We start from the raw sequence: 25,283 nt of genomic DNA on the forward strand, positions 1-25,283 counted from the left end.
GCTCTGCCCGCGAGCTCAGGCAGGCTGCTGAGCAGCCGAGATGCGCTCCGCGCGCAGCGCCTCGTACCAGCGGTCGTCGATCGGCGGCAGCGCGTTGACGTCGAGCGCGAGCTTCAGCAGCAGGTCGGCGATCAGCGGGTTGCGGGCGAGCACGGGCCCGTGCATGTACGTGCCGAAGACGGTGTCGTTGTACGCGCCCTCCGTGCCGTCACCCGTGCCGTTGCCGTTGCCGAGCCGCACGTTCGCGAACGGGCGGGCGGTGGGTCCGAGGTGGGTGACGCCCTGGTGGTTCTCGAAGCCTGTCAGCGGGGGCAGGCCCAGGCGCGGGTCGATGTCGCCCAGGACGTCGCCGACGCACCGCTCGCCCTCGCCGCGTACGGAGGTCACGTCGAGCAGGCCGAGGCCCGGCTCGCGCTGGCCGAGGTCGTTGATGAACTCGTGGCCGAGGATCTGGTAACCGGCGCAGACCGAGAAGACGATCGCGCCGTTGCCGACCGCGCGGTGCAGACCGCCGTCGCGGCGCAGTCGCTCGGCCGCGAGCCGCTGCGGCCGGTCCTCGCCGCCGCCGATGAGATAGATGTCACCGGAGGTGGGGATCGCCTGGTCGCTGCGTACGTCGAGACGGGCCACGTCCAGACCGCGCTGCCGGGCCCGGCGCTCGACGACGAGGGCGTTGCCCTGGTCGCCGTACGTGCTCAGCAGGTCCGGGTAGATCCACACGAGACGCAGGCTGTTGTCACTCATCTTCTTCGTCCTTCGTGGCTCAGTTGCCGACACGACGCCTCAAGTCCTGGAAAGCGGTGTAGTTCGCGACGACCTCGATGCGCCCGGGCGGTGCCATCCGCACGGCCTGGTCGAGGTTCTCGCAGACCTGGAATTGCTGGTTCGCGACCTCCAGGCGCACGGCCAGGTCCAGCTTGCGGTCGCCGAGCACGAAGAGCGGGTGGCCGGTCAGCTGCGTGTAGTCGACGTCCCACAGCCAGGAGGTGTCGGTGCCGTCGGCGCCGCGCGCGTTCACGGAAAGGATCACCGGGGTCGGCGGCGGGTCGATCAGGGAGAACGTCTCCAGCCAGCCGGCCGGGTTCTTGGCGAGCAGCAGACGCAGGTCGCGCTGCATGAACTGCACCACGTCATAGCGTCCGGCCACCGCCTGTACCTGGTACATGCGTTCCAGGGCGACCTGCGGGGGTACGCCGAAGACGGCGGCGACGGCGGCCGACGACGCGGCGTTCGCCTTGTTGGCGCGGCCCGGCAGCTGGAGATGGATCGGCCAGGCCGAGCCGTGCGGGTCGAGGACGTGGTCGCCGGAGAGCGCCCAACTCGGCGTGGGACGGCGGAAACCGCACTCGCCGCAGAACCAGTCGTCGCCGGGGCGCTGCATCACACCGCCGCAGGACGGGCAGGACCAGGCGTCGTCCTTCCACATCTGACCGGCGGCCACCCACACCACGTTCGGCGAGGAGGACGCGGCCCACACGACCAGCGGGTCGTCCGCGTTGGCCACGACGACGGCCTTCGAGCCCGCCAGGCCCTCACGCCAGTGCTCGGCCATCATGCGGGTCTCGGCCGCGCGGTCGAGCTGGTCGCGGGAGAGGTTGAGCAGGGCGATGCACTTAGGGTCGGTGTCCCTGGCCACGCCGGAGAGGTACTTCTCGTCCACCTCGATGACGGCGTACCGCGAGTCCGAGCCGCCGGCCAGCGCGGAGGTGATGCCGGCGGGCATGTTCGCGCCGAGCGCGTTCGAGACGACGGGGCCCGCGGCGCGCAGCGCCTCCGCGATCAGCCGCGTGGTGGTGGTCTTGCCGTTGGTGGCCGACACCAGGATGACGTCCAGGTGCTGGGCCAGAGTGGCCAGGAGGTCGGGGTCGAGTTTGAGTGCCACCCGGCCGCCGATCACCGATCCGCTGCCACGGCCCGCGGCGCGTGACGCCGCTGCGACCGCCTTGCCCGCCGTCACGGCCAGCTTGGCCCGCGGCGACAGCGGGTCCGAGTTGCCTGCCATCAGTTCCCGATCCTCCTTGCGTACGGCGCCGCGCCCTGCTCCCGGCAACGCGTGGCCCTCAGCCTATCGAGATCCACTCACCGGCCCGAATCGCGGCACCACCGCGGCACCCGCGCGACATTGAGGACCGTACCCTTGCGGCCATGCGACACGGCTCGATCCCGGGCGCCCAAGGGCGCGTTCTTCCTTTGTCTTTGCTCGGCGCCCCTGGGTTGCACACACGGTGTGAAGAAGTCACGGAGTTCGGACCCCAACTGGCGCGGCTGGTCGAGAACATGTTCTCGACGATGTACGCGGCGCAGGGCGTCGGTCTTGCCGCGAATCAGGTCGGGGAGTCGTTGCGGGTCTTCGTGTACGACTGCCCCGATGACGATGAGCGGCGGCATGTGGGGCATGTGGTGAATCCGCGGCTCGTCGAGGCGGACGGGCTGGTGCTGCGGGGGCCCGAGGGGTGTCTGTCGTTGCCGGGCCTTGAGGCGGGGACCGAGCGGTTCGACCACGCCGTGGTGGAGGGGGTCACCATGGATGGTGAGCCCGTGCGGATTCATGGCACCGGGTGGTTTGCCCGGTGCCTTCAGCACGAGTGCGATCACCTTGACGGTGGGTTGTACGTGGATCGGGTTCGTGGGTGGCGCCGCCGGAGGGTGATGTGGCAGGCGGGGCGGGCCTCTTGGGGACGGTGAGGGTCGGTGGTCGGCTGCGGGTGGCTGGTCGCGCCCGCGCGGCGGAGCCGCATGTCGATACAGCCCCGCACCCCTTCAGGGGCGCGGGGAACTGCGCGACCAGCCCCCACCGACCCGCAGCAAACGAACCGCACATCCAGCGGAAAGCTAGAAGCTAGAACGCCGGGCCACCCAACTTGTCGCCCGCCGCTGCCAGTCTGCCCCAGAGCAGGTCGGCCAGGCATCGGACCAACTCCGCGCGGGAGCAGGGGCGTTCGCCGAGCCACCAGTCGCCCGCGGCGTGCATCATGCCGACGATGCCGTGGCCCCAGACGCGGGCCAGCTGCTGGCTGTCCGGGCCGAGGTCGACGCGCTCCTCGATGACCTCGGCGAGCTCCTCGCCCATGCGGCGCAGCAGGGGAGCGGAGAGGCCGACGGCGAAGCCCTGGTCGCTCTGCGGGCCGCCCTCCGACGGATGCATCAGGAAGCGGTACACCTGCGGGCGTGCCTCGATCGCCGCGAGGTACGTGTCGAGCGTGGCCTCCACACGTTCCCGTCGCTCGGCGGGGGCGTCCAGGGCGGCGCGCAGTGCTCCGAGGAGGGCGTCCGTGTGCCGCTTCGCGAGAGCCGCGTACAGTCCACCCTTGTCGCCGAAGTGGCGGTACAGAATCGGCTTGGTGATGCCCGCCTCCGCCGCGATGGCGTTCATCGAGGCGCCGGGGCCGTCGCGGAGCACCACCCGGTCGGCGGCCTCCAGCAGTTCGCGCCGTCGGCGGTCGGCCGACCTCTGCTGATCGGTCCGCTGCGTGGTGTCCATGTAGCTCTCCCCACCCGTGCTGATTCTGTGACGCCTGCGCAACGTAACACCCGCAGACGATTCTGCCTCGAACGGGCTGCCGAGCGAGAACGGGGAGTTGACTTTTCCTACTCGCCAGTAACAGGCTAGGGTTACCGCAAGTAACACGTGAGTGCAGTGCTGGAGGGGACGACATGGCCGAGTTCACCATGGAGCTCAACGACGAACAGAAGGAGGTCCGGGACTGGCTGCACGGCTTCGCCGCCGATGTCATCCGCCCCGCGGCCGCCGAATGGGACGAGCGCGAAGAGACTCCCTGGCCGGTCATCCAGGAGGCCGCGAAGGTCGGCATCTACTCCTTGGACTTCTACGCCCAGCAGTACTTCGACCCCACCGGCCTCGGCATACCCACGGCCATGGAGGAGCTGTTCTGGGGCGACGCGGGCATAGCCCTCTCCATCGTCGGCACCGGCCTCGCCGCGGTGGGCGTCCTCGCCAACGGCACCGAGGAACAGATCGGCACCTGGATCCCCCAGATGTACGGCGATGCCAACGATGTGAAGGTCGCCGCCTTCTGCTCCTCGGAGCCCGACGCCGGGTCCGACGTCGCCTCGATGCGCACGCGTGCCGTGTACGACGAGGCCAAGGACGAGTGGGTCCTCAACGGCACCAAGACCTGGGCGACCAACGGCGGTATCGCCAACGTCCATGTCGTGCTGGCGGTCGTTGACTCCGAGCTTGGGTCCAAGGGCCACGCGTCCTTCATCGTTCCGCCGAACACGCCCGGTCTGTCGCAGGGGCAGAAGTTCAAGAAGCACGGCATCCGCGCCTCGCACACCGCCGAGGTCGTCCTGGAGAACGTGCGGGTGCCCGGCTCCTGCCTGCTCGGCGGCAAGGAGAAGCTCGACGAGCGCCTCGCCCGCGCTCGTGAGCGGGCCAGGGCCGGCAGCGGTGAGCGGCTGAAGAACGCGGCGATGGCCACGTTCGAGGCGTCCCGCCCGGCCGTCGGCGCCATGGCGGTGGGCACCGCCCGGGCCGCGTACGAGGTCGCTCTCGACTACGCCAAGACGCGGGAGCAGTTCGGCCGGCCGATCATCGACAACCAGGGCGTGGCCTTCCAGCTGGCCGACATGCGTACGTCCATCGACGCGGCGCGGCTGCTCGTGTGGCGAGCCTCCTGGATGGCCGTGAACGGGAAGCGGTTCACCTCGGCCGAGGGCTCCATGTCGAAGCTGTTCGCCAGCGAGACGGCCAAGAAGGTCACCGGGCAGGCGATTCAGATCCTGGGCGGCAACGGGTACACGCGGGAGTACCCGGTCGAGCGGATGCACCGCGACGCGGCCATCTACACGATCTTCGAGGGCACGAGCGAGATCCAGCGCCTGGTGATCGCGCGCACGTTGTCAGGAATGCCGATCCGCTAGCGCGACCAGCCACACACGACCCGCGATGCGCCGACTGCGGACGATCAGCGGTGTTTCAACGTCCCTTCAACGGCGTGAGCGCGGTCACCAGGTGACCGGCAGGGCCTCGGGCCCGCGGATCAACGCGCCGCGTCGCCACGGCACCTCGTCCGCCGAGACCGACAGACGCAGCGTCGGGATCCGGTCGAAGAGCGTGTTCACGATCAGCTCCTGCTCCATGCGGGCAAGCATGCCGCCCACGCAGGAGTGCGGTCCGTGCCCGAACGCCAGGTGTGGGTTGGGGTCGCGCTCGAAGTCGATCCGGTCGGGGTCCGGGAAGACGTCCGGGTCGCGGTTGGCGGCCAGGTACGAGACGTAGACCGGTTCGCCCTGCCTGATCCGTACGCCTTTGAGCACCACGTCCTCTATGGCGACGCGGGACAGGCCGACGGCGTTGCGGTGCGGGATGTAGCGCAGCAGCTCGTCGAGGGCCCGCGGGCGGAGCTCCGGATCGTCGCGCAGGCGGTCGAAGAGGGCGGGCCGGGTGAGAAGGATGTAGAGCATCTGGCCCGTGTTGTTCGTCACGGCCTCGCCGCCGAGCTGGATCGCGCGCGCGAGCGCCGTCGCCTCCTCTTCGGTGATGTCGCCCCGGCCCACCGCCGCGCCCAGCAGCGACGTCACGTCCTCGCCCGTGGCACCGCGGCGCTCGGCGATCAGCTTCGTGAAGTACGTCTCCATGTCCCGCTCGGCCCGCCCGCCGACCTCCGCTTCCCGCGAGGAGGAGAGAATCGCCTGCGTCCAGGTCCGGAGCGTGTCCCGGTCGCCGTCCGGGATGCCCATCAGCTCGCAGATGACCGTGATCGGGAAGGGGGCCAGGACCCGGTCGATGAGGTCGGCGGGCGGCCCGTCCCGCAGCATCGCGTCCACCATCCGGTCGAGCGTCCGCTCGGCGTTCGCGCGCAGCCGCTCGACGCCGCGCGTCGTGAACGCGGCGTTCACCGCCCCGCGCAGCCGGGCGTGGTCGGGCTCGTCGACGACGTTCATCGCCCCCGGCTGTGGGACGAAGTGCGGTGCAGGCCGGGTGATCCGACGGCCGATCACCTCCGCACGGCTGAACCGGGGGTCGTCCGTCACCAGCCGTACGTCCTCGTAGCGCGTGACCAGCCAGGCCCAGCCCTCGCCGTGGGGCAGCTGGACCCGGTTGATGGGCCCCTCGCGCATCAGCTCGGACAGGATGGGGTCGAAGTCGACCCCTGCCAGGTCCAGGGCCGGCCAGTGCCGTACCAGAGGTGCCGCCGTCGTCTCTTCATTCGTGGTCATGCCATGCCGTTTCTTCGCTCGTACGGTGCCGGCGGCCCAGCGCCGTCCCGGCCGCCGGGAACTCCCTCTCCCCGGCGGAAGGGTGGTTTGACCACGATCACCCGGTGGAGCGGGGATATCTCGTCGGAGTACTCCAGATCGGGGACCCCGGGCGGGCGTGACACCCTGGTCGCAGGGCCCCGAGGCAGCCGAACCGAAGGAGCACGCGATGACGCGGACGGCCAGGGAACTGCTGGACAGCACCACCGGAAAGCTCGCCCCGGACCCCCATGCCAACCGGCTTCTGCCGCTGGTCGCCCGGGGTGCGGCCCACCGCGACACTCTCGCGGCCCTCGCCCTCGAACAGCGCCAGGTGATCGCCGCGGACCGCCGGGCGTTCCTCCACCTGGCCGAACGGTCGGCCGTGGAGGGACCGACCGCCGAGCTCGAGTGCGCCGCGTTCTTCGGCATGCTCGCGGAGGGCGAGGCGTTGGCCCAGGACCGGCTCGGGGCGTACGCGGCCGCCTGCGGCGTGGACGCGGCACGGGAGGCGGCGTACGAGCCCCTCGCCGACTGCCAGGCCTACCCCGCGTACGTGGCCTGGCTCGCCCTGAACGGTTCACCGGCCGAGGTGGTCCTCGCCCTCAGCGCCAACTTCGCGGCCTGGGGCGGCTATTGCGCCAGGATCGCCGAGGCCCTGCGCGGCCACTACGGCTTCGACGACGAGTCCTGCGGCTTCTTCGACTTCTTCGCCGAGCCGTCCCCGGAACTGGACCAGAAGGCCCTGGCGGCCGTGCAGGCGGGCCTCGACGCGGGAGGGCTGGACGAGAGCGAGGTGCACCACTACGGGCGCCGGCTACAGACCTACGAGGCGAAGTTCTGGCACGCCCTGTGGGAACTGGACCAAAGGGTTCACTGAGGCGCGGCTCCTAGGGCCTGTCCGGCGGATCATGCCGCAGACGCGGGGTCTGGCACGCCCATCTGCCGCGTTGTCGTCACTCGCCGACGCTCCGCGTCGACTCCCTCCTCCGCCTTGCAGCTGCACGCACCAGACCCCGCTCACCGGTGCTTATCAGGCGCCGCCGATCTCCTGCGACTTGATCCGCCGGACAGGCCCTAGCCGGACGCACTCCCACTGCTGTGCGCGATGCACGCCACGTCAATACGGTCGGCGAGCTTCGCGAGCTCAATGGTGAGCGCGGCGACGGTGTCCTCGTCGAGACCCTCCTGCCCGGCCTCCACCAGATGCAGCCACCGACCACCCATCGTTCGCAGGAGCTTGCTCACGTCGGCCGCGGAAACCTGCAAGGTACCGCGGTCGTCGACGATCAGAGGCAGGGTCACTTCGCGGTTCACACAGGGGATCGTAGCTGCGGAACGTTCACGCTCCGTGCCATACCGTGGTGATGTTGCAGAACTCTCGGATTCCGTGCCCCGACAGCTCACGCCCGTAACCCGACCGCTTGACCCCGCCGAACGGGAACGCCGGGTGGGACGCCGTCATCCCGTTGACGTAGACACCGCCCGCCTCCAGATCACGTACGAAACGGTCGATCTCGGCCTCGTCCCTGGTCCACACGTTGGAACTGAGGCCGAACGGCGTGTCGTTGGCGATCGCCACGGCCTCGTCGAGGTCGGCCGCGCGGTAGAGCGTCGCCACCGGTCCGAAGGCCTCCTCGTGATGGATGCGCATCTCGGGGGTGAGGTCGGCGAGGACGGTGGGCGGGTAGTACCAGCCGGGTCCGTCCGGGCGTTCACCGCCGCACAGGACGGTCGCACCGCTCTCGACGGCGTCGTCGACCAGCTCCTCCAGGTCGTCGCGGCCCTGTTCGCTGGAGAGCGGGCCGACGTCCGTGGCCTCGTTCAGCGGGTCGCCCGTCTTCAGGGCCTTCATTCCCGCCGTGAAGGCTTCGGCGAAGGCGTCGAAGACATCCGCGTGCACGATGAACCGCTTGGCGGCGATGCACGACTGACCGTTGTTCTGCACCCGGGCCGTCACCGCGACCTGCGCCGCCCGTTCGACGTCCGCCGACGGCATCACCACGTACGGGTCGCTGCCGCCGAGTTCCAGGACCGTCTTCTTGACCTCGTCCCCGGCGACGGAGGCGACCGCGCGGCCCGCCGGTTCGCTGCCGGTCAGGGTGGCCGCCTTGATCCGCGGATCGCGCAGGATGTCCTCGACCGCGCCGGACCCGATGAGCAGTGTCTGGAAACAGCCCTCCGGATAGCCCGCGCGATGGAACAGGTCCTCCAGGTAGAGGGCGGTCTGCGGGACGTTCGAGGCGTGCTTGAGCAGGCCGACGTTGCCCGCCATCAGCGCGGGCGCGGCGAAGCGGATCACCTGCCAGAGCGGGAAGTTCCACGGCATGACCGCCAGAACCGGGCCGAGCGGGCGGTAGCGCACGAGGACGCGGGAGGCGCCGGAGTCCTGGGCGTCGGACGGGTCGCCCTCCTCGTCGGCGAGGAGTTCCTCGGCGTGGTCGGCGTACCAGCGCATCGCCTTCGCGCACTTGGCGGCCTCCGCGCGGGCCTGCTTGACCGGTTTGCCCATCTCCGTCGTCATCACACGGGCGACGTCCTGCGCGTCCTCGTCCAGCAGGTCGGCGGCGCGGTGCATCAGCGTGGAGCGCTCCGCGAACGAGGTTGTGCGGTGGGTGTGGAACGCGGCTTCTGCTGTCGCGAGCCGGTGTTCGATCTCCTCGGGGCCCAAGGCGTCGTAGGTCTTGAGTGTCTCGCCGGTTGCCGGGTTCACCGTTGCGATGGGCATGGAGGACCTCCTGATGCGGGGCTGTGCTTCGACCCTCCCGCGCGAGGGGGCGGATCGCAAACGTGGAGAGTGCGGGTCGGCCGTGGCTGATCGCGCCCACGATGGGGGTCCCCCCGCTCATGGGGGTCCCCCCGCTCATGGGGGTCCCCCCGCTCGAGCGAAGCCGAGAGTGGGGGAGAAGCCGAGAGTGGGGGAGGAGCCGCACATTTATACAGCCCCGCGCCCCTTGTGGGGCGCGTCCCCTCAGCCCGTCTGCTCTGCGAGGCGGTCCAGGAAGGTCGTCTGAGCCTTGACCAGCAGGGCCCGTGCCCGGTCCAGGTCCAGCCATTCCGCTCTGTCCAGTTCCGGGAACTCCTGGACCCGGCCCGAGCCCCGTGGCCATTCCATCGTGAAGGTGCCGGGGACCATCGTCGTCACATCCAGGTCCGCCTCGATCGCCCAGACCGTGACGACCTTGCGGTTCGTCTGGGTGACCTCGCCGAGGGGGATCGGGTCGCCGTCGGGCGGTGGCAGGCCGAGTTCCTCCTGGAACTCTCGGCGTGCCGCGTCCCAGGCCGGCTCGTCGGGCTCGTACTCGCCCTTCGGTACGGTCCACGCGCCGGCGTCGCGACGGGCGAAGAACGGGCCGCCCATGTGGCCAAGCAGCACCTCGATGCCTTGGCCGGTGCGGCGGAACAGGAGCAGGCCCGCGCTGCGTTTCGCGGTGGCGGTCACGGAGTGACCTCCGGGTGGGCGGCGAGCAGGGTTTCGACGGTGTCGGCCTGTGCCGGGGTCTTGTCCTCGCGATAGCGCACGACCCGGGCGAAGCGGAGGGTGACGCCCGCCGGGTAGCGCGTGGAGCGTTGCAGGCCGTCGTACGCGATCTCGACGACGAGTTCGGGACGGACGGTCACCACCCAGCCGTTGTCCTCGACGGCGAGTTCCTGGAGCCGCTCGGTCTGCCAGGCCAGCATCGCGTCCGTCATGCCCTTGAAGGTCTTGCCCAGCATGGCGAAGGAGCCGTCCGGCCGCCGCGCGCCCAGATGCAGGTTGGAGAGCTTGCCGGTGCGCCGCCCGTGTCCCCACTCGGCGGCCAGCACGACCAGGTCCAGGGCGTGTACGGGTTTGACCTTCAGCCAGGAGGCGCCGCGCCGGCCCGCGCTGTACGGGGCGTCGAGGGCCTTGAGCACGACGCCCTCGTGGCCGCGCTCCAGCGTGTCGGCGAGGAACCGCTCGGCGGCGGCCCGCGCCTGCGCGTCCGCCGGGTCGGCCACGAGGGCCCGCCGTACGCGCATCGGCTCGGGGACCAGCCGGGCCAGCTCGGCGTGGCGGTCGGCGAACGGCAGGTCGAGCAGGTCGCGGCCGTCCACGGAGAGCGCGTCGAAGAAGACGGGGGAGACGGGCACGGCCTCGGCGGCCGTGGCGACGTCCACACGGGAGCCCACCCGGCCTGCGGTGTCCTGGAACGACCGCGGCCGACCGCCTTCGTCGAAGGCGATGACCTCGCCGTCGAGGATGAAGTGCTCGCCCTTCAATTCCCGTGCTGCGGACGTGAGTTCGGGCAGCCGGTCCGTGATGTCGTCGAGCGTACGGGTGTAGAGACGTACGTCGTCGCCGTCGCGGTGGACCTGGACGCGGATGCCGTCCAGCTTCTCCTCGACCGCGCAGGGGCCGAGCTTGTCGATCGCCTCGGCGACGGACGAGGCGCTGTGCGCGAGCATCGGCTGGACGGGGCGACCGACGGTGAGCCGGAACGCGGCGAGAGCCTCCGGCCCGTCGGCGAGCAGCCGCTCGGCCGCCGTCTGGAGCGAACCCGCCAGCATCACCGCGCGCCGTACGTCGGCGGAGGGCGCGCCCGTCGCCTGTGCGAGGCCCTCGACGGCGACGGCGTCCAGGGCGCCCTGGCGCACCTCCCCGCCGATCAGCCCGAGCAGGAACCGCTGCTCGGGCTCGGTGGCCGCACCCATCAACTCGCCGACCAGCCGCGCCCGTTCCGCCTGGGAGCCCGCGCCGGAGACCTTGCCGAGTGTCGTGAGGCGGGCGTCCACCTCGCGCACGGTCAGCGTGGGTTCCGGGGCGGGCGGCACGGGCGTGCTGAGGATCTTCCAGCCGATGCCGAGCCGCCCCTGAGGGAGGCGGCCCGCCAGATACGGGATGACGACCGGCACGTCGTCCGCCTCGGCATCCCGGAACAGCTCCGCGAGCAGAGCGACCTTCCGGGACCGCGCCGAGGTGGCGGCGACCTCCTGGGACACACGGGCAAGCCGGTGCAACAGCATGCAGCCATGGTGCAACGGAGGCGCCCGGTCCACACCCGCACGGCAGGGTCTTCGCCCGCGCCCGGCACCGGCGGGTTCTTCGGCCCCGTGCGAACGGCTGCGCCTTCGGTGCGCGCGCCCGCACGCCCGCGTCCTCGGTCTGCTTCGGTTCTACGTCCGCACGGCCTCGTCGAGGTCCGCGAAGAGCAGTTCTCCGTTGATCGTGGCTCCCGCCCGGTAGCCGCCGCTCGCCGCGTTCACGACCTGCTCGGCGAAGCCGATCGCGTTGCCCGCCGCCCAGACGCCGGGCACGGTGGTCAGACCCGTCGCGTCGACCACGGCGTACGTGCCGTACGGAGTCTTCTGAAGCTCGGCGCCGAGCCGCTCCAGGAGGCCGGTGCGCGGGACGGCACGGGGCGCGACGAACAGCACAGAGCGCTCGTGCGCGGTGCCGTCCGCGAGCCGGACCCCGGAGAGCCGGTCGTCGTCGACGACCAGTCCGGCGACCTCGCCGGGAACCACGGAGACCCCGGCCGCGGCGAGCCTGCGCAGGTCGTCGTCCGTGAGCGCGTCCTCGGCGACCGTATGCAGGAACAGGGTGACGTCCTTCGACCACTGGGAGACCATCAGCGCCTGGTGGACGCTCATCGGAGTCGTGGCGAGCACGCCGAAGGCCTGATCCCGTACCTCCCAGCCGTGGCAGTACGGGCAGTGGAGCACGTCCCGCCCGAAGCGCTCGGCGAGGCCCGGCACCTTCGGGAGTTCGTCCGCCAGGCCGGTGGCGACGAAGAGCCGGCGCCCGTGCACCCCGCGCCCGCCTGCGAGCGTCACGTCGAACTCCCCGGCCGCGTCCCTCGCCACGTCCACCGCCCGGTCCCGGACGAGTTCGACGCCGTATCGCGCGATCTCCTCGCGTCCCACGGCGAGGAACTCGGCAGGCGGCATGCCGTCCCGCGTCAGATAGCCCTGCAGGTGCGCGGCGGGCGCGTTGCGCGGCTCGCCCGCGTCGATCACGAGCACACTCCGCCGTGCGCGTCCCAGGACGAGCGCCGCGGACAGTCCGGCCGCGCCGCCTCCGACGACGACCACTTCGTACCTCTCGGTCATGGTGACCACCTCCACCGAGAAGGTCGCTCATCCGCTGCCGTATTGACAAACGTCTTTGCCGAAACTGCAATGAAGGGATGAGTGAGCACGAGGAGCCCCAGAGGCACGAGGAGACCGGCAGAGACACGGGCACGGACACCGGCACCGACGACGTCCTCGCGGAGGTCGGGCCCCGGTTGCGCCGCATCCGCAAGGAGCGCGGCGCCACTCTCGCGGGTCTGTCCACCGCCACCGGCATCTCGGTGAGCACCCTGTCCCGTCTGGAGTCCGGTCTGCGCAAACCCAGCCTGGAACTCCTGCTGCCCATCGCCCGCGCCCACCAGGTCCCGCTCGACGAACTCGTCGGAGCCCCGCCCGTGGGCGACCCCCGCATCCGCGTGGCGAAGCCCATCGTCAGGTACGGCCGCACCCACTGGCCGCTCACCCGACAGCCTGGCGGCCTCCAGGCCTACAAGGTGCTCGAACCGCAGCGGAGGCTGGAGCCGGAGCCGCGGACGCACGAGGGCTATGAGTGGCTCTACGTGCTCTCCGGGCGGCTGCGCCTGGTGCTCGGCGAGCATGACGTCGTCCTCGGCGCGGGGGAGGCCGCCGAGTTCGACACGCGTGTACCGCACTGGTTCGGGTCGACGGGGGAGGGGCCGGTGGAGTTCCTGAGCCTCTTCGGGCGGCAGGGGGAGCGGATGCACGTACGGGCGCGCCCGAAGGGGAGTGGCCGAGGCGACTGACACCGGCGGGCGCCGACTGTTCCCTGATGGGCAAGCGACCGCTTAGTATGCAATCGACACCGGCTGAGGCGCCCCTGAGGTGCGAACACATCAGACACAGTCCCGTGGAGGCACGGCATGCAGGCATGGCAAGTGCACGAGAACGGCGAGCCGAGCGAGGTGATGCGGCTTGAGGACGTGGAGCGGCCCACGCCCGGTGACGGCCAGGTCCTGCTCAGGGTGCGCGCTGCGAACATCAACTTCCCGGACGTCCTGATGTGCCGCGGGCAGTACCAGGTCAGGCCGCCGATGCCGTTCACGCCGGGTGTGGAGATCTGCGGCGAGACCGAGGACGGGCGGCGAGTGATCGCCAACCCCGCACTGCCGTACGGCGGCTTCGCCGAGTACGCCGTCGCGGACGCCGCCGCGCTCCTGCCCGCGCCCGACGCGCTGGACGACGCCGAGGCGGCCGCGCTGCACATCGGCTACCAGACGGGCTGGTTCGGACTGCACCGGCGGGCTCGTCTGGAGGCCGGCGAGACGCTGCTCGTCCACGCCGCCGCGGGCGGGGTCGGCAGCGCGGCGGTGCAGCTCGGCAAGGCCGCGGGTGCCAGGGTCATCGGCGTCGTGGGCGGCGCCGACAAGGCGGTCGTCGCCCGTGAGCTGGGCTGTGACGTCGTCGTGGACCGGCGGGCCGAGGATGTCGTCGCCGCCGTGAAGGAGGCCACCGGAGGCCGGGGCGCCGACGTGATCTACGACCCCGTCGGCGGCGAGGCCTACACGCAGTCCACCAAGGTCGTGGCCTTCGAGGGCCGCATCGTGGTCGTGGGCTTCGCGAGCGGCAGCATCCCGAGCCCGGGCCTCAACCACGCGCTGGTGAAGAACTACTCGATCCTGGGCCTGCACTGGGGCCTCTACAACACCAAGGACCCGAAGCTGGTCCTGCGCTGCCACGAGCAGCTGACCGAACTGGCCACCCGGGGTGGGATCAAGCCCCTCGTCAGTGAGCGTGTGCCGCTGAGCGGGGCCGCCGCCGCTGTCCAGCGGGTCGCCGATGGCGTCACCACGGGCCGCGTCGCCGTGGTGCCCGCTCTTGAGAACGGAGCAGCCGCATGACCGACGCCGCGAACCCGCGTGCGACGCCCGACGCCACCGAACTGCGCCGCCGCACCCAGGAGTTGCTGGCCGCGCAGCCGCCCGCCACGACGGACCGCCTCGACTTCCTCAAGGCGCGCTTCGACGCGGGCCTCGCCTGGGTGCACTACCCCGAGGGTCTCGGCGGGCTCGGTGCGCCGCGCTCCCTCCAGGCCGTCGTGGACGCCGAGTTGGAGGCCGCGGGCGCCCCCGACAACGACCCGCGGCGCATCGGCATCGGTCTCGGCATGGCCGCGCCGACGATCCTCGGCTTCGGCACCGAGGAGCAGAAGAGCCGCTTCCTCAGGCCTCTTTGGGTCGGCGAGGAGGTCTGGTGCCAGCTGTTCAGCGAGCCGGGCGCGGGCTCTGACCTGGCCGCGCTGGGCACGCGAGCCGTCCGCGACGATGGGGGCACCTCCCGCTCGAGCGAAGCCGAGAGTGGGGGAGACTGGGTGGTCAACGGGCAGAAGGTGTGGACGTCCAGCGCCCACCTCGCCCGCTGGGCCATCCTCATCGCCCGTACCGACCCGGACGTGCCCAAGCACCGCGGCATCACGTACTTCATCTGCGACATGACCGACCCGGGTGTCGAGGTGCGGCCACTGCGCCAGATCACCGGCGAGGCCGAGTTCAACGAGGTGTTCCTCACCGACGTCCGCATCCCCGACGCGCACCGCCTCGGCGAGGTCGGCGACGGCTGGCGGGTCGCGCAGACCACGCTCATGAACGAGCGGGTCTCCATCGGCGGCATGCGCGTTCCGCGCGAGGGCGGCATGATCGGCCCGGTCTCCAGGACCTGGCGCGAGCGCCCCGACCTGCGCACCCACGATCTGCACCAGCGGCTGCTCACGCTGTGGGTCGAGGCCGAGGTCGCGCGGCTGACCGGCGAGCGCCTGCGTCAGCAGCTCGTCGCGGGCCAGCCGGGCCCCGAGGGCTCCGGCATGAAGCTCGCGTTCGCCGACCTCAACCAGGAGATCAGCGGCCTGGAGGTCGAACTCCTCGGCGAGGAGGGCCTGTTGTACGAGGACTGGACGATGCGCCGTCCCGAACTCGTCGACTTCACCGGCCGTGACGCCGGCTACCGCTACCTCCGCTCCAAGGGCAACAGCATCGAGGGCGGGACCAGCGAGGTCCTGCTGAACATCGTCGCCGAACGCGTGCTGGGCCTGCCCTCCGAGCCGCGCACCGACAAGGACGTCGCCTGGAAGGACCTCGCCCGATGAGCGCTCCCGACCTGCCGCACTCCGAGCCCCACCTGCTGTACTCGGAGGAGGAAGAGGCACTGCGGGCCGCCGTCCGCGACCTCCTCACGGACCACTGCGACGCGCCGGGCGTCATCGCCCGCACGGAGTCGGACCGGCCGCACGACCCCGAGTTGTGGAAGGCCCTCGCCGACGGCATGGGCCTCGCGGGCCTCCTCGTCCCCGAGTCGCAGGGCGGCCAGGGCGCCACGCACCGCGAAGTCGCCGTGGTCCTGGAGGAGTTGGGCCGCGCGGTCGCACCCGTCCCGTATCTGACGAGTGCCGTCGTCGCGACCGAGGCGCTGCTCGCATGCCGGTCCGACGAGGCCGCCGAACTGCTCTCGGCCCTCGCGTCCGGTCGTGCGATCGGCGCGCTCGCGGTCAAGCTGTCCGCCGGACCCGGAGCGCCCTACAAATTCGTACGGCATGAAGACGGCGCTCTGCACGGGGAGTTGACCGGCATCGCGGACGCGGTCGCCGCAGACGTGCTGCTCGTGGCGACGGAGGACGGCGGTCTGTACGCCGTGGACGCAGCTGCCGACGGCGTCACGATCACCCCGCAGGTCTCCCTCGACCTGACCCGGCCGGTCGCCAGGGTCACCTTCGACGGGGCCCCTGCGCGCCTCCTCGCCCCGGACGCAGCACCGGCCGTACGGCGTGCCCTGCGCGCCGGAGCCGGGCTGCTGGTCTCCGAGCAACTCGGCCTCGCCGACTGGTGCTTGACGGAGACGGTCCGCTATCTCAAGGAGCGCAAGCAGTTCAACCGTCCGGTCGGTGGTTTCCAGGCGCTCAAGCACCGGCTCGCCCACCTGTGGCAGGAGGTCGTGGGCACGCGCGCCGCGGCCCGCAACGCAGCCGACGCGCTGGCCGCCGGGAGCCCGGACACCGACGTGGCGGTCGCCGTCGCCCAGGCCTACGCCGCACCCGTCGCGGTCCATGCCGCCGAGGAGGCGGTCCAGTTGCACGGCGGTCTCGGCATGACCTGGGAGCACCCGGTCCACCTCTACCTGAAGCGCGCCAAGGCCGACTCGATCGCGTACGGCACGGCGGGCGCCCACCGCGAGGCACTGGCCGGTCTGGTGAACCTCCAGTCCCCCTGACCACCGCCACCCACGGCACGAAGGCCCGCTCCCGTCCCCTGCAAGCGCCGGACAGGAGCGGGCCTTCGCTCTGCCCACGGGGTGGACCGAGTTGACGCCGACGTGAACGTCGTCCGCGGCCGGGATCGCGAAATGAACGCGCAGTGGCAGTCCAGCCAACTCCCCGCACAGCTCTGCTCCTTGCCCCCATGAGGACCGCATACTCGCTGAGGCCCAATACGGCACTCTCAGGGAGGCAGACATGGCCCTCACCACCCGTCGCAGAGCCCTCACCACCCTCGCCGCCGCGCTGGCGGGCAGCGTCGTCGTGCCCGCGTACGCGCAGGCGAGCGAGGGCGGGTACCGGCGGCGCCCGCTGTGGCGCGCTCACGCACACAACGACTACCTCCACCCGCGTCCCCTCCTGGACGCGCTCGACCACCGCTTCGGGAGCGTCGAGTCGGACATCTTCCTCGTCGGAAACCAGCTCCTCGTCGCCCACGACCCGGTCGACCTCGATCCGTCCCGAACCCTGGAATCCCTCTACCTCGCCCCCCTCGCCGCCCGAGTGAAGGCCAACCACGGCTCGGTGTACCGGGGGCAGCGTCGGCCGATCCAGCTGCTTATCGACATCAAGACCGAGGGCGCGTCGACGTACCTCGAACTCGACCGCCAGCTGCGCCGCTACCGGCACCTGTTCACGACGTACGCCCACGGCAAGGTCTTCCCCGGCGCGGTGACGGCCGTGATCTCCGGCGACCGTGCGGCCCGTGTCCCGATGGAGGCCCAGACCGTACGGCGGGCCTTCTACGACGGCCGGCTCGCCGATCTCGGCACCGCTGCCCCCGCCTCCTTCATCCCGCTGATCAGCGACAACTGGTCGCTCAACTTCACCTGGCAGGGCGTCGGGACGTTCCCCGAGGCCGAGCGCCAGAAGCTGCGCGGCATCATGTCGGCGGCGCACTCCCGTGGGCAGAAGGTCCGCTTCTGGGCCACCCCGGACCTGGCGGGCCCGGCCCGTGACGCGCTCTGGGGCGAACTCGTCGCCGCCGACGTCGACTACCTCAACACGGACGACCTCGCGGGCCTTGAGGCATTCCTGGACGCCCACCGGCGCGCATAGCTCGGCGCGCACCGACCGATGGGCACAGCCCAGCGCTTTCACGCGCAGTCAACACTCTTTCGGCGGACGCGTCAGCCGCCCGGACGAACCCCTCGCTACGCCACACTTGCGGCCGAAAGCCGCGGTGTGGACGTGGCGGAGGAGGTTGACGATGGCCATTTCCATCTCTGTGGTCCTGCTGCTCCTGATCCTGGCGGTGGTCTTCGTGCGCAACGGCGCACTGAAGCTCTCGCACGCCGTGGTCTGTGTCCTGCTCGGCTTCTATCTTTCGAGTACGAGCATGGCGCCGACCATCCACAACGGGCTCACGGCGACCGCCGACATCGTCAGCAGCCTCAGGCCGTGAGCCCGCGTCGGCGGTGATCCCGCGTCTGCCGTGAGCCCGCGCAGGCGATGGGACGCGCGGGTCACGGCCGCGAGAACACGCCGATCCCGTTGGGCACCGGCCGCTCGGCCCCGCCGCTTGGATGGTTGCGCACGGTCGCGGTCGTCGAGCCCGGCGCCCGGGCGGCCAGCGTGCTGGAGCCGCCGCCGTCGAGACTGAAGGCGTCCACGGAACCCAACTGCCGCATGGCATCGGCGACTTCCGCGATCGTGAGGCCGGTGCGGAACTCGGGTGCCCCGTCCAGCGCGAGCAGCAGGAGCCGCCCGCCGTCGTCCGAGATACCCGCCGCGGTCCGTACCGCCGCCGTCGCGGTGTCGAGGCCCACGAGCGGCTGACCGCCCCTCAGGACCGGATAGCCGCCGACCACGAACCGGTACGGGATCCTCGACGAGGCCGCCACCAACTGGTGCCGCACCACGACCCGCTCGCCGATGGACAGCTTCCGCAACTGCTGGGCTCCCGCCTCCCGGCCGACCAGGACAGTGGTGCCGGAAGTGATAGGTCCGCTGCCAGGTGTGTTGGCCGATGACACGACTTGGCCGTCCCGGACGGTCACCTCATGGGTGTCCGTACTACAGGGCGCGGCCCGGTCGGTGTCCGTCCCGCACGTGGCCCGTACCCGGGAGACGCTGCCCCAGTCCGAGGTGAACGCGCCGACGGAACCGACCGGCAACGCGTACTGGTTGAGCCCGCCGAGCGGAAGCTGTGCCTCGGCGGTGGCGACCGACCCGTCGAGGGCGAGACTGTCGAGGCGGGCCCGGTGGTCCGTGCCCACGCCGATCACGTCCCTGGTGCTCGTGCCGGGCGGCAGGGCGGGGCCGAAGCGCTGGCCGTTCGGAACCGCCGCCTTGAGCGTGCGCCCGCTCGCGATCGCCGGACCGACGGACGCGCCGGTCGCCTCGACTCCCGGATGCTGGGTCTCGGTGATGTTGAAGAAGTCGCCGTTGACGCCCGCGACAGCACCCTGCGCGTCGGCCAGCCGCGACACGGTGGCCCGCGCCGCCACCGCTCCGGGGTGGAGGAGGTCCACACTCACCCGGGGGTTGCGGAGATCGACGCTGAGCACATGTGCGTGCGCCACACCTTTGGCGGCGGGAATGTCGTACTCGGTGTATTGCACGCCGGGTGCCAGCCGGTGGAAACCCGGTGTGCCGCCGTCGGGCGCGCCACTGGCCGGTGCCGCCCCCGCCAGGGCGGCGCCGGCCAGCGTGCTCCATGCCGCTACAACCGTCAGTGCGGTTCTGAGTCGTCCGGTGCGTCGTCTCACGCTGCCCCTGCTCTCTCCGCTGTCTCCTCAAATGGCGCAGGACACAAGGGAGTTCACCACAGGGAGGGTGGCGTGACGACGACTATGTGCCGACGAGACGCGAACGGGTCAGGAAACGTACCCCTTCGGGTGCCTCCAGCGAGAAGCCGCTGCCCCTCCCCGCCACCACGTCGACGATCAGCCGGGTGTGACTCCACACCTCGTACTGACTCCGCGACATCCAGAACGTCACCGGTTCGTCCACGCCCTCGACGGCCAGCGAGGCGAGCAGTACATCGGAGTCGCCCGTCCGGAACTCGCCCTCCGGATAGCACATGGGCGCGCTGCCGTCGCAGCAGCCGCCGGACTGATGGAACATCAGCGGACCGTGGGCGGCCCGCAGTCGGCGCAGCAGCTCGGCGGCGGCGGGCGTCAGCTCCACGCGCGGGGCGGAAGGGATCACCGTGCATCACTCCTCATCGCTTCGGGCGTACCGGACCAGGTCCTGACCGCTGTCGCGGACCCTACCGAGCCGACGGACACGCGTCAGTCCCGCGTAGCGAGATCGTTCCGGACCGCTGCCTGAGTGCCGGATGTCGCTGCCTGGGTGTCAGACGTCGGCCGCATCGCCGCGCAGGCGTATGACGAGGTTCGTCATACGCGCGACCGTACGGAAGTTGTCCATCCGCAGGTCCTCGCCGACGATCCGGATCCCGTACCGGCGCTCCAGGTGGACGATGAGCTGCATGGCGAACAGGGAGGGCACCGCCCCGGACTCGAACAGGTCCTGGTCCGGGTCCGGATCGGTGCCGGTCTGCTTCGCGAGGTAGCCACATAGTTCCGCCTCGACGGCAGACCCACCGGCCTCGGCTGTTCGGTCAGCGCTCACGACAGTGCCCTTCCGTATGTGTAGAAGTCGCCCGTATAGAGAGGTGAGCGGATGACAAGGTTGTCAACGCCGATCAGATCGGCCATACGCAGGGGGTCGATGGCCGAAACAGCCCTGTATCAGGCGTCGCCAACGGCAGGGAACAAAAGGCATGAGGCATGCCCGCCGCCCAGTTTCAGGGCGCTGAAAGCACAGTGAAACCGCGCTGAATGCGCCCTGCCGCAATCTCCTCGGCATGACAACAACGACCTCGCACTCACTCGCCATCGCGGCCAAGGGGCTGCGCAAGGCCTACGGGGACAAGACGGTCCTCGACGGCATCGACCTGACGGTGCCGGCCGGGTCCGTGTTCGCGCTGCTCGGGCCGAACGGCGCAGGCAAGACCACCGCCGTCAAGATCCTCTCCACTCTCATCTCCGCCGACGTCGGCGACCTGCACGTCGGCGGTCACGACCTGGCCACCGACCCCCAGACCGTGCGCGCCATGATCGGCGTCACCGGGCAGTTCTCCGCCGTCGACGGGCTGATCACCGGCGAGGAGAACATGCTCCTCATGGCGGACCTGCACCACCTGTCCAAGCAGGAAGGGCGCCGGGTCGCCGCCGAACTCCTTGAACGCTTCGACCTCACCGAGGCCGCGAAGAAGCCCGCCTCCACCTACTCCGGGGGCATGAAGCGCCGCCTCGACCTCGCCATGACCCTCGTCGGTAGCCCGCGGATCATCTTCCTCGACGAGCCGACCACCGGACTCGACCCGCGCTCGCGCCACAACATGTGGGGGATCATCCGCGAGCTGGTCTCCGACGGCGTCACCGTCTTCCTCACCACCCAGTACCTGGAGGAAGCCGACGAACTCGCCGACCGCATCGCCGTGCTCAACGACGGCAAGATCGCCGCCGAGGGCACCGCCGACGAGCTCAAGCGGCTCATTCCCGGCGGACACGTCCGGCTCCGTTTCACCGATCCGGCCGCCTACCAGTCCGCCGCCGTCGCCCTGCGCGAAACCTCCCGCGACGACGAGGCGCTGTCGCTGAACATCCCCAGCGACGGCACCCAGCGCGAGCTGCGCTCCATCCTCGACTGGCTGGACTCGGCCGGTGTCGAGGCGGACGAGCTGACCGTGCACACCCCCGACCTCGACGACGTGTTCTTCGCCCTGACCGGCGGCACCGACACCCCCAACCAGTCCAAGGAGAACGCCCGATGAGCGCCCCCCTCGCCCCCACCCGCCCGACCCGGATCTCCCTCGCCGTCCGCGACTCGAGCACCATGCTGCGCCGCAACCTCCTGCACGCGTGGCGCTACCCGTCCGGGACCCTGAACCTGCTGCTCACGCCGATCATGCTGTTGCTGCTCTTCGTGTACATCTTCGGCGACGTGATGAGCACCGGCATCGGAGGCGCCGACCGCTCCGACTACATCGCCTACATCGTCCCGGGCATCCTGATGATGACCATCGGCGGCACCGTGATCGGGGCCGCGGTGCACGTCTCCATGGACATGAACGAGGGCCTCATCGCCCGCTTCCGCACGATGGCCATCCACCGCAGCTCCGTGCTCGTCGGGCACGTCGTCGGCAGCGTGCTGCAGTGCTTGATGAGCGTGGTCCTCGTCGGTGCAGTCGGCGTGGCCATCGGCTTCAGGTCCGCGGACGCCACGGCCTTGGAGTGGATCGCTGCGTTCGGGCTGCTCGCGCTGTTCTCCCTGGCGCTCACCTGGATCGCGGTCGGGATGGGCATGGCCAGCCCGAACGCCGAGGCGGCTGCCAACAGCGCGCAGCCGCTGATCCTCCTCCCGCTCATCTCCAGCGCCTTCATCCCGGCCGACACCATGCCGGGCTGGTTCCAGCCGATCGCCGAGTACCAGCCGTTCACCCCGGCCATCGAGACCCTGCGCGGCCTGCTGCTCGGCGCCGAGATCGGCAACAACGGGTGGATCGCGATCGCCTGGTGCGTCGGCCTGACCGCGCTCGGCTACCGCTGGTCGACGGCGTCGTTCAACCGCGACCCGAAGTAACCGCCATGACAGTGCGGGCCGCCTCCCGCAACTCGTCCCGCCCCAGGGCGGCGTACTCCGACACCGCGTCGGCGTACGCCGCCCCGTCGGCGTTCTCGGCCGCCTGCCGGGCGCGCGTCGCCGACATCGTCGGCTGGAACTCCCGCAGCACGCCGAGCCGTTCGGCCAGCGCGATCATACGTACGGCACTGGTGTCGCCGGATGCGAGCCCTGTCATGCCGAGGGCATGCAGCACTGTGCCGAACAGGGGGAGTTCGGCGGGCGAGCCGACCGGATCGGAGAGCAACGTCCGCAGCCGCTGTCGCAGTCGGCCGACCGCCTCCGCGACCAGCCCGAGCCGGTCGGCATACGCGTGCGCCGTCACCGCCACCGACTGGATCACGAGCACCCACGGGTCGAGCCCGGCGTCGTCGCCGCCGCGCGGCGGACCGGCCGCGAGCATGCGCTCCATGGTGCCGCGCCACAGGCCGAGCCCGACCTCCGTCAGCCCGCGGGCGAGCGCGAGCTCGGCGCGCCCGCAGAGGTCGAGCCGGTAGAAGTCGTCCTGCTGCGGGGCGTTGTCGCTCTCCGCCTGTTGCAGCCAGTACTCGGCCTCGTCGGGATCGCCGCGTTGCAGACAGGCGATGACGAGGAGCGAGCGGATACCGATGTAGTCGTGCCCGTCGCCGAGCCGCGGCAACTCCCTGAGGGCCGCCTTGAGATGCTCGTACGCCTCCTCGCCCCGCTCCGTCCGCAAGCACAGCTCGCTCAGCCGGGAATGCACCATGAGCTGCACGGACGGATTGTCGACCGGCGCAAGTCCGGCGACCGACCGGCGGGCCGAGACGAGCGCGCGGTCGATGTCGTGCTCGAACTCCCAGACATAGCAGGCGACACACTCGGCGATGCCGGAGAGCAGCGGCTGCTCGCTGTCGCAGAGCCCCCGCATCACGTGGTAGTCGGGAGGCCGTATCTCGGGGGTCGCGCTCAGCACGACCGCGGTGGCGCGCATCAGCGTGTCCGGCGGGGCCGGAGGCAGCCGCCGGAGGGTGACGAGCTGGCGTATGGCACGCGGGCCGGGGCCCATGAACACGGTCGCCGTGCCCAACACCGCGGCGGTGCGGGCGACTTCGACGTACGCCGGTTCGGGGCGGTAGTGCGACAGCGGCGGGCCGGTGTCCTCGGTGAGGGCGGTAAGGCGGGGGAAGTTGGTGCCGGTGGACCACAGAGCGGCGAGGACGGCGGTGACGGCGGCGGTGGCGGGACCGTCCGCACGGGCCAGTGCGTACCGCAGGGCGAGTACGAGGTTGTCCTGCTCGGCCTTGATCCGTTCCCAGGAGGCCCGCGCATCCGAGCCGAAGAGCACGTCGTGGTACGCGACCCCGAAGTCCCGCGCCCAGGCGAGGAATCGGCCGACGGCTTCGTCCTCCTCGCCCGCCTCCGCACGCCGGGCCGCGCTGAACTCCCGTACGGTTTCCAGCATTCGGAACCGCACGCCTGCCGGGGTGTCGGCGACGGTGAGCAGCGACTGACCGGCCAACTGTTCCAGCAGGAACAGCGCGTCCTCGCCGAGCACCTGCTCCGCCGCTTCGCCGGAGAAGCCGCCGGGGAAGACGGACAGCGTGCGCAGCGCGGTCCTGGCGTCCTCGGCGAGCAGGTTCCAGCTCCACTCCACGACCGCGTGCAGCGTGCGGTGGCGCTCCGGCGCGTCCCGCGCCCCGCCGCGCAACAGCGCGAACCGGTCGCCGAGACGGCGGGCGATCTCCGGCACGGACAGCACCCGTACCCGCGCCGCGGCCAGCTCCACGGCGAGCGGTAGCCCGTCGAGGTGGCGGCACAGCCCGTCCACCGCGTCCGGCGGCAGCTCCACGCCGGGCCGCGCGGCCCGGGCCCGCTGCGTGAACAGCTCGACCGAGGTGTCGAGGCCAAGCTCCGGCAGCGCGTACACCGCCTCCGATGTGAGGCCCAGCGGGGCCCGGCTGGTGGCGAGCACCTGCAGGTCCTTCGAGGACGAGACCAGGGCCTGCACGAGGTCCGCGGCGCCCCGGATGACCTGCTCGCAGTTGTCCAGCGCCAGCAGCGCGGGCCCGGAGCCGAGCACACCGAGGATGCCGGTCACCGGGTCGGCCGGGGCGTTGCCGCTCACGGCGCCGGACCGTCCCTCGCCCGCGCCGAGCGCGGAGGCCACCTCCACTGCCACGTCCGCGTCCGCGGTGACGCCGGCGAGCGGCACGAAATACACCACCCGCTGCTCGGCCCGGCGGCTGACGGCGTACGCGAGCCGGGTCTTGCCGAGGCCGCCGGGCCCGACGACGGTGACGGCGCGGGAGGCGTGCAGCAGCCGTTCCACCTCGGCGATGTCCTCGTCCCGCCCGAGGAGCGGATTCGGCTCGTGCGGCACACCGTGCCGGACCACGGGCGCCTCTCCGCTCAGCAACTCCCGCTGTACGGCCTTGAGTCCGGCGCCGGGATCGGTGCCGAACTCGTCGCGCAGCTCACGGCGGTATGCCTCGTACCGGATCAGCGCGGCGGACGGGCCCGCCGTCGCCGACTCGCCGCGCAGCAGCTCGGTGAGCACTTCCTCGTCGCGCGGATGCTCCGCGGCGGCCACGGCCAGTGGCCCGGCCGCCTCGGAGTGCCGCCCCAGCCGGGCGAGCGCGAGCGCCTGCGCGCGTACGAGCGTGCCGCGGACGGGGGCGCGCTCGGTGCGCAACGCGGCTACGGGGTCGTCGTCCCCATCGGGATCGGGGGTGCCCTCCCACAGGGCGAGTCCGGCCTCGGCGGCGGCCAGCGATCCCGCGTGGTCCCCGGCCCTGGCCCGGTCAGCGCTCGCGGCGGCGTGCAGCAGCAGGGCGGAGCTGTCGACCTGGTCCTCGGCGAGGGCGAGCCGGTATCCGGTCGGCGTGCTGACGAGGACATCGGCGTCCAACTGCGCCCGCGCCCTGGACACGAGTACCTGCACAGCTTTTCCCGGCCGCTCCGGCAACTCGTCCGGCCACAGCCCTGCCACCAGCCGCTCGGTGCTGCAGCCCGCGCGCAAGTCGCCCGCGAGCAGCGCGAGGAGACCACGGAGCCGGGGTGCGGTGACTTCCCGTCCACGGTAGGCGACGCGCGGCAGCAGGGTCAGGTCGGTGGTCATCCGTGCAGATTAGCCAAGGGCTTGATCAGGTGTAGCCCCAGTGCAGCGCCTGGACGACGGCGTGCGCGATGGCGT

At 71.2% G+C, this 25,283-nt stretch carries 24 protein-coding genes; 11 read left to right on the forward strand and 13 right to left on the reverse strand.

The genetic code is table 11. The annotated features are described in order from the left end of the window. Nucleotides 1–15 precede the first annotated feature (15 nt). Together OHA11_RS41745 and OHA11_RS41750 are read right to left on the reverse strand one after the other, a co-directional pair. The gene (locus OHA11_RS41745; protein ID WP_266505742.1) at nt 16–744 is read right to left on the reverse strand and encodes a type 1 glutamine amidotransferase; all 729 of its coding nucleotides are present in this window, start codon (nt 742–744) and stop codon (nt 16–18) included. Between the two features lie 19 nt (nt 745–763). Continuing rightward, nucleotides 764–2,002 (reverse strand): MurT ligase domain-containing protein, encoded by a 1,239-nt coding sequence (locus tag OHA11_RS41750; protein WP_266505744.1) that lies wholly within the window; start codon nt 2,000–2,002, stop codon nt 764–766. 143 nt (nt 2,003–2,145) lie between these two features. Between OHA11_RS41750 and def the strand changes: the two genes are divergently transcribed. Continuing rightward, entirely contained in the window at nt 2,146–2,685 is a 540-nt protein-coding gene (gene def, locus OHA11_RS41755; RefSeq protein ID WP_266505746.1) for a peptide deformylase, read from the forward strand. A gap of 154 nt (nt 2,686–2,839) precedes the next feature. Here def and OHA11_RS41760 read toward each other — a convergent pair whose 3' ends face one another. Next, nucleotides 2,840–3,481 carry a TetR family transcriptional regulator gene (locus OHA11_RS41760; RefSeq protein ID WP_266505748.1) on the reverse strand — a complete coding sequence of 214 codons (642 nt, stop codon included), beginning with the start codon at nt 3,479–3,481 and terminating at the stop codon, nt 2,840–2,842. Nucleotides 3,482–3,654: 173 nt separating this feature from the next. Here OHA11_RS41760 and OHA11_RS41765 point away from each other — a divergent pair, with 173 nt between their 5' ends. Continuing rightward, nucleotides 3,655–4,884, forward strand: a complete 1,230-nt coding sequence (locus OHA11_RS41765) for an acyl-CoA dehydrogenase family protein (protein ID WP_266505751.1) — start codon at nt 3,655–3,657, stop codon at nt 4,882–4,884. 84 nt (nt 4,885–4,968) lie between these two features. Here the strand turns inward: OHA11_RS41765 and OHA11_RS41770 are convergent, their stop codons facing one another. Next, nucleotides 4,969–6,183 carry a cytochrome P450 gene (locus OHA11_RS41770; RefSeq protein WP_266505754.1) on the reverse strand — a complete coding sequence of 405 codons (1,215 nt, stop codon included), beginning with the start codon at nt 6,181–6,183 and terminating at the stop codon, nt 4,969–4,971. A 208-nt stretch (nt 6,184–6,391) separates the two neighbouring features. Between OHA11_RS41770 and OHA11_RS41775 the strand changes: the two genes are divergently transcribed. Continuing rightward, a complete protein-coding gene (locus OHA11_RS41775; protein WP_266505757.1) occupies nt 6,392–7,081 on the forward strand; it encodes a transcriptional regulator in 690 nt (229 codons plus the stop codon). A 197-nt stretch (nt 7,082–7,278) separates the two neighbouring features. Here the strand turns inward: OHA11_RS41775 and OHA11_RS41780 are convergent, their stop codons facing one another. The 5 genes from OHA11_RS41780 to OHA11_RS41800 all read right to left on the reverse strand — a co-directional run bounded on the left by OHA11_RS41780 (nt 7,279) and on the right by OHA11_RS41800 (nt 12,273). Further along, a complete protein-coding gene (locus tag OHA11_RS41780) occupies nt 7,279–7,518 on the reverse strand; it encodes a DUF6213 family protein (protein ID WP_266505759.1) in 240 nt (79 codons plus the stop codon). 25 nt (nt 7,519–7,543) lie between these two features. Further along, nucleotides 7,544–8,929, reverse strand: coding sequence for an NADP-dependent succinic semialdehyde dehydrogenase (locus tag OHA11_RS41785; RefSeq protein ID WP_266505761.1), 1,386 nt, complete (start codon nt 8,927–8,929; stop codon nt 7,544–7,546). A 243-nt stretch (nt 8,930–9,172) separates the two neighbouring features. After that, nucleotides 9,173–9,643, reverse strand: a complete 471-nt coding sequence (locus OHA11_RS41790) for an NUDIX domain-containing protein (RefSeq protein ID WP_266505764.1) — start codon at nt 9,641–9,643, stop codon at nt 9,173–9,175. Continuing rightward, on the reverse strand, nt 9,640–11,187 hold the full coding sequence (locus tag OHA11_RS41795) for an ATP-dependent DNA ligase (RefSeq protein ID WP_266505767.1): 1,548 nt from the start codon (nt 11,185–11,187) through the stop codon (nt 9,640–9,642). The genes OHA11_RS41790 and OHA11_RS41795 overlap by 4 nt, the downstream gene beginning before the upstream one ends. A 150-nt stretch (nt 11,188–11,337) precedes the next feature. Beyond that, entirely contained in the window at nt 11,338–12,273 is a 936-nt protein-coding gene (locus OHA11_RS41800) for an NAD(P)/FAD-dependent oxidoreductase (protein ID WP_266505769.1), read from the reverse strand. A 77-nt stretch (nt 12,274–12,350) separates the two neighbouring features. Here OHA11_RS41800 and OHA11_RS41805 point away from each other — a divergent pair, with 77 nt between their 5' ends. The 6 genes from OHA11_RS41805 to OHA11_RS41830 all read left to right on the forward strand — a co-directional run bounded on the left by OHA11_RS41805 (nt 12,351) and on the right by OHA11_RS41830 (nt 17,900). Next, a complete protein-coding gene (locus OHA11_RS41805; protein ID WP_266505772.1) occupies nt 12,351–12,998 on the forward strand; it encodes a helix-turn-helix domain-containing protein in 648 nt (215 codons plus the stop codon). A 117-nt stretch (nt 12,999–13,115) separates the two neighbouring features. Beyond that, a complete protein-coding gene (locus tag OHA11_RS41810; RefSeq protein WP_266505775.1) occupies nt 13,116–14,093 on the forward strand; it encodes an NADPH:quinone oxidoreductase family protein in 978 nt (325 codons plus the stop codon). Beyond that, complete coding sequence (locus OHA11_RS41815; protein WP_266505777.1) at nt 14,090–15,334, forward strand: acyl-CoA dehydrogenase family protein; 1,245 nt, start codon at nt 14,090–14,092, stop codon at nt 15,332–15,334. The genes OHA11_RS41810 and OHA11_RS41815 overlap by 4 nt, the downstream gene beginning before the upstream one ends. Beyond that, nucleotides 15,331–16,452, forward strand: a complete 1,122-nt coding sequence (locus OHA11_RS41820) for an acyl-CoA dehydrogenase family protein (protein WP_266505779.1) — start codon at nt 15,331–15,333, stop codon at nt 16,450–16,452. The genes OHA11_RS41815 and OHA11_RS41820 overlap by 4 nt, the downstream gene beginning before the upstream one ends. A 241-nt stretch (nt 16,453–16,693) precedes the next feature. Then, entirely contained in the window at nt 16,694–17,554 is an 861-nt protein-coding gene (locus tag OHA11_RS41825; protein WP_266505782.1) for a phosphatidylinositol-specific phospholipase C/glycerophosphodiester phosphodiesterase family protein, read from the forward strand. Between the two features lie 151 nt (nt 17,555–17,705). Next, nucleotides 17,706–17,900 (forward strand): hypothetical protein, encoded by a 195-nt coding sequence (locus OHA11_RS41830; protein WP_266505785.1) that lies wholly within the window; start codon nt 17,706–17,708, stop codon nt 17,898–17,900. Between the two features lie 61 nt (nt 17,901–17,961). Here OHA11_RS41830 and OHA11_RS41835 read toward each other — a convergent pair whose 3' ends face one another. The 3 genes from OHA11_RS41835 to OHA11_RS41845 form a co-directional block, all read right to left on the reverse strand. Beyond that, complete coding sequence (locus tag OHA11_RS41835) at nt 17,962–19,206, reverse strand: phosphodiester glycosidase family protein (protein ID WP_266505788.1); 1,245 nt, start codon at nt 19,204–19,206, stop codon at nt 17,962–17,964. Between the two features lie 82 nt (nt 19,207–19,288). Beyond that, the gene (locus OHA11_RS41840; RefSeq protein WP_266507808.1) at nt 19,289–19,645 is read right to left on the reverse strand and encodes a DUF779 domain-containing protein; all 357 of its coding nucleotides are present in this window, start codon (nt 19,643–19,645) and stop codon (nt 19,289–19,291) included. A gap of 150 nt (nt 19,646–19,795) precedes the next feature. Next, complete coding sequence (locus OHA11_RS41845) at nt 19,796–20,074, reverse strand: acyl carrier protein (protein ID WP_266505791.1); 279 nt, start codon at nt 20,072–20,074, stop codon at nt 19,796–19,798. A 235-nt stretch (nt 20,075–20,309) separates the two neighbouring features. Here OHA11_RS41845 and OHA11_RS41850 point away from each other — a divergent pair, with 235 nt between their 5' ends. After that, the gene (locus OHA11_RS41850) at nt 20,310–21,281 is read left to right on the forward strand and encodes an ATP-binding cassette domain-containing protein (RefSeq protein WP_266505794.1); all 972 of its coding nucleotides are present in this window, start codon (nt 20,310–20,312) and stop codon (nt 21,279–21,281) included. Continuing rightward, entirely contained in the window at nt 21,278–22,090 is an 813-nt protein-coding gene (locus OHA11_RS41855; protein WP_266505796.1) for an ABC transporter permease, read from the forward strand. Before OHA11_RS41850 ends, OHA11_RS41855 begins: the two co-directional genes overlap by 4 nt. On the opposite strand, the gene OHA11_RS41860 is transcribed toward OHA11_RS41855, so the two are convergent. After that, nucleotides 22,071–25,208, reverse strand: coding sequence for a BTAD domain-containing putative transcriptional regulator (locus OHA11_RS41860; protein WP_266505799.1), 3,138 nt, complete (start codon nt 25,206–25,208; stop codon nt 22,071–22,073). The two genes, OHA11_RS41855 and OHA11_RS41860, sit on opposite strands and share 20 nt — an antisense overlap. Nucleotides 25,209–25,283: the final 75 nt, after the last annotated feature.

This window comes from Streptomyces sp. NBC_00878 (genome assembly GCF_026341515.1).
Classification (GTDB): Bacteria; Actinomycetota; Actinomycetes; order Streptomycetales; family Streptomycetaceae; genus Streptomyces.

What these genes read in the sequence shown, in the direction of transcription:
- OHA11_RS41795 (WP_266505767.1), bottom strand. Translation starts at nt 11,187, where the DNA reads ATGCTGTTGCACCGGCTTGCCCGTGTGTCCCAGGAGGTCGCCGCCACC.
- def (WP_266505746.1), top strand. Translation starts at nt 2,146, where the DNA reads ATGCGACACGGCTCGATCCCGGGCGCCCAAGGGCGCGTTCTTCCTTTG.
- OHA11_RS41860 (WP_266505799.1), bottom strand. Translation starts at nt 25,208, where the DNA reads ATGACCACCGACCTGACCCTGCTGCCGCGCGTCGCCTACCGTGGACGG.
- OHA11_RS41770 (WP_266505754.1), bottom strand. Translation starts at nt 6,183, where the DNA reads ATGACCACGAATGAAGAGACGACGGCGGCACCTCTGGTACGGCACTGG.
- OHA11_RS41765 (WP_266505751.1), top strand. Translation starts at nt 3,655, where the DNA reads ATGGCCGAGTTCACCATGGAGCTCAACGACGAACAGAAGGAGGTCCGG.
- OHA11_RS41745 (WP_266505742.1), bottom strand. Translation starts at nt 744, where the DNA reads ATGAGTGACAACAGCCTGCGTCTCGTGTGGATCTACCCGGACCTGCTG.
- OHA11_RS41820 (WP_266505779.1), top strand. Translation starts at nt 15,331, where the DNA reads ATGAGCGCTCCCGACCTGCCGCACTCCGAGCCCCACCTGCTGTACTCG.
- OHA11_RS41810 (WP_266505775.1), top strand. Translation starts at nt 13,116, where the DNA reads ATGCAGGCATGGCAAGTGCACGAGAACGGCGAGCCGAGCGAGGTGATG.
- OHA11_RS41855 (WP_266505796.1), top strand. Translation starts at nt 21,278, where the DNA reads ATGAGCGCCCCCCTCGCCCCCACCCGCCCGACCCGGATCTCCCTCGCC.
- OHA11_RS41750 (WP_266505744.1), bottom strand. Translation starts at nt 2,002, where the DNA reads ATGGCAGGCAACTCGGACCCGCTGTCGCCGCGGGCCAAGCTGGCCGTG.
- OHA11_RS41775 (WP_266505757.1), top strand. Translation starts at nt 6,392, where the DNA reads ATGACGCGGACGGCCAGGGAACTGCTGGACAGCACCACCGGAAAGCTC.
- OHA11_RS41850 (WP_266505794.1), top strand. Translation starts at nt 20,310, where the DNA reads ATGACAACAACGACCTCGCACTCACTCGCCATCGCGGCCAAGGGGCTG.
- OHA11_RS41825 (WP_266505782.1), top strand. Translation starts at nt 16,694, where the DNA reads ATGGCCCTCACCACCCGTCGCAGAGCCCTCACCACCCTCGCCGCCGCG.
- OHA11_RS41760 (WP_266505748.1), bottom strand. Translation starts at nt 3,481, where the DNA reads ATGGACACCACGCAGCGGACCGATCAGCAGAGGTCGGCCGACCGCCGA.
- OHA11_RS41800 (WP_266505769.1), bottom strand. Translation starts at nt 12,273, where the DNA reads ATGACCGAGAGGTACGAAGTGGTCGTCGTCGGAGGCGGCGCGGCCGGA.
- OHA11_RS41830 (WP_266505785.1), top strand. Translation starts at nt 17,706, where the DNA reads ATGGCCATTTCCATCTCTGTGGTCCTGCTGCTCCTGATCCTGGCGGTG.
- OHA11_RS41785 (WP_266505761.1), bottom strand. Translation starts at nt 8,929, where the DNA reads ATGCCCATCGCAACGGTGAACCCGGCAACCGGCGAGACACTCAAGACC.
- OHA11_RS41815 (WP_266505777.1), top strand. Translation starts at nt 14,090, where the DNA reads ATGACCGACGCCGCGAACCCGCGTGCGACGCCCGACGCCACCGAACTG.
- OHA11_RS41805 (WP_266505772.1), top strand. Translation starts at nt 12,351, where the DNA reads ATGAGTGAGCACGAGGAGCCCCAGAGGCACGAGGAGACCGGCAGAGAC.